Here is a 2,550-nt window from a genome sequence, read left to right as displayed (position 1 = left end):
TCACCCTGGCCAACCTGTTTCGGGTGGACCAAATGATACGTCAGTGGGAGAGATCTCAGTAAAAACCGGAAATAACGCCAGAAATGGTGGAAAAAATAGCCTAAATAGGCTGATTCGATGTGTTTGCGGGAAAAAAATCGGCCCAGATCCGCGAAATTTTAATCAGCGAGTCAGCTTGGGAAGAAATGACCTGCTTATTCGCACCTTCCCTGGTTTGCAGGTAATATCCCGATACCGTCAGATTTAATTCATGCAGCGGTTGAGCAAACCAGATGGTGCGATTGCCGTCTTCAGGGGCTTTGAACCAGGCCTGCGAATGCTTGTTGAGCGTTAAGGGGGCTACGCGGCTGAGTTTGGCTCGCTGATGATAAATCTCGTTGAAAAAGGTTGAGTCGCAGCGGGTCAACGTTTGTGTCAACGTGCTGGCGTGAACCGCGGGTGTGGCTACAGCCATACCTGCTATGAGCCCAATGGAGGAGATGATTTTACGCATGTAATATCCCTATATTAAAAAAAGACCCTGTTTTTATCGGCTTATCAGGATGAGACTTTACGCTTTTTTATTTTGCTTCGTTATCTGGCGTATTCAATGCCTCCCCCGAGTTTTGTACAAAACCTCAACCCTCTCATCTTTAGGTTTACACAGCGGTAACAAAATAGGTACCATACCCCCCTATAGTATCAGGAGGGCGTATGCCGCATTCACCCGAAGATAAAAAACGTATTCTTACCCGCGTCCGCCGCATTCGGGGCCAGGTTGATGCCCTTGAACGCGCGCTGGAGTCGGGCGACCCCTGTCTGGCCATCCTGCAGCAAATTGCCGCCGTGCGCGGGGCTGCCAATGGCCTGATGGGCGAAATGGTTGAAATTCACCTCAAAGATGAGCTGGTAGCGGGGGACACCACGCCGGATCAGCGTGCCGTTCGCATGGCGGAAGTCGGCCATTTACTGCGCTCTTATCTAAAATAAATCCACATACCTGACAAGAAGGGAAGACATATGAAATCTCGCGCTGCAGTTGCATTTGGCCCCGGCCAGCCGCTCAAAATCGTTGAAATTGACGTGGCACCGCCGAAGAAAGGCGAAGTGCTGATCAAAATCACCCATACCGGCGTATGTCATACCGATGCGTTTACGCTCTCGGGCGACGACCCGGAAGGTGTCTTCCCGGCGGTGCTCGGCCATGAAGGCGGCGGGATTGTGGTGGAAGTGGGCGAGGGCGTGACCAGCCTGAAGCCGGGCGATCACGTGATCCCGCTGTACACTGCGGAATGTGGCGAGTGTAAGTTCTGTAAATCCGGCAAAACTAACCTCTGCCAGGCCGTTCGCGCCACCCAGGGGAAAGGGCTGATGCCCGACGGGACGACCCGTTTCTCCTACAACGGCGAGCCGGTTTATCACTACATGGGCACCAGCACCTTCAGCGAATACACCGTTTGCGCGGAGATCTCGCTGGCGAAGGTGAACCCGCAGGCGCCGCTGGATAAAGTCTGCCTGCTGGGCTGCGGCGTGACCACCGGTATTGGCGCGGTGCATAACACCGCAAAAGTCAAAGAGGGCGATACCGTGGCGGTGTTCGGTCTCGGCGGCATTGGTCTGGCGGTGATTCAGGGCGCGGTGCAGGCTAAGGCCGGTCGTATCATTGCGGTCGATACCAACCCGGAGAAATTCAGGCTGGCGGGTGAAATGGGCGCGACCGATTTTGTGAACCCGAAAGATCACGAGAAGCCGATTCAGGACGTCATCGTTGAGATGACCGACGGCGGCGTGGACTTCAGCTTCGAGTGTATCGGCAACGTCAACGTGATGCGTTCCGCGCTGGAGTGCTGCCACAAAGGCTGGGGCGAGAGCATCATCATTGGCGTGGCCGGTGCGGGCCAGGAGATTAAAACCCGTCCATTCCAGCTGGTCACCGGGCGCGTATGGCGCGGTTCCGCGTTTGGCGGCGTGAAGGGCCGTACCCAGCTTCCGGGTATGGTTGAAGATGCGATGGTCGGCAAGATTCAGCTCGATCCGTTCATTACCCATCGCTTACCACTGGAGAAGATCAACGAGGCGTTTGATCTGATGCACGAAGGAAAATCCATCCGTACCGTTATCCATTTCGGCGACAAGTAACTCTTCTGCCAGCGGTTTTTCGCCGCTGGCATTTCTTTAATAATCTTCTCTAAAGTGTGACCAGTGCGGCGTTTTTAGCCGTAATCTAAATCTCTGCCGTGCCGATGACTATTTAACAGGCGTGTTTTTACGCATCTTACCTACAAGAGAGTCGACGGTCATGGACAACACTACTTCGATGCTGGCGCAGCGCAAGCTGGGCTTCTTGCATCACATCAGGCTGGTTCCGCTGTTTTCCTCCATTCTCGGTGGCATTATTCTTCTGTTTGCCTTGAGCTCGGGTCTGGCAGGGTATTTCCTGCTGCAGGCCGATAACGATCAGCAGGATGTCACATCCGAAATTCAGGTGCGTATGGGGCTGTCGAACAGCTCAAACCATCTGCGAACCGCGCGTATCAATCTGATCCACGCCGGTGCGGCAAGCCGTATCGC

General features: G+C 54.3%; 4 protein-coding genes. All 4 read left to right on the top strand.

Annotated features, from left to right (window positions below; translation table 11 throughout):
• The first annotated feature begins 43 nt into the window (after positions 1-43).
• Positions 44-247: a hypothetical protein gene (locus tag RDN66_RS06115; RefSeq protein WP_308537700.1), complete on the top strand. Its 204-nt coding sequence runs from the start codon at positions 44-46 to the stop codon at positions 245-247.
• Positions 248-693: 446 nt separating this feature from the next.
• Positions 694-969: a metal/formaldehyde-sensitive transcriptional repressor gene (locus RDN66_RS06110; RefSeq protein ID WP_008502288.1), complete on the top strand. Its 276-nt coding sequence runs from the start codon at positions 694-696 to the stop codon at positions 967-969.
• A gap of 30 nt (positions 970-999) precedes the next feature.
• Positions 1,000-2,118 (top strand): S-(hydroxymethyl)glutathione dehydrogenase/class III alcohol dehydrogenase, encoded by a 1,119-nt coding sequence (locus tag RDN66_RS06105; RefSeq protein WP_308537699.1) that lies wholly within the window; start codon positions 1,000-1,002, stop codon positions 2,116-2,118.
• 160 nt (positions 2,119-2,278) lie between these two features.
• A partial coding sequence (locus tag RDN66_RS06100) for a Tar ligand binding domain-containing protein (RefSeq protein WP_308537698.1) occupies positions 2,279-2,550 on the top strand: 272 nt, incomplete at its 3' end.

Origin of the sequence: uncultured Kluyvera sp., from assembly GCF_902485085.1 — a bacterium.
Taxonomy (GTDB): domain Bacteria; phylum Pseudomonadota; class Gammaproteobacteria; order Enterobacterales; family Enterobacteriaceae; genus Kluyvera; species Kluyvera ascorbata.
The sequence above is the reverse complement of the archived record's forward strand: the minus strand, read 5'-3'. Positions and strand labels throughout refer to the sequence as shown.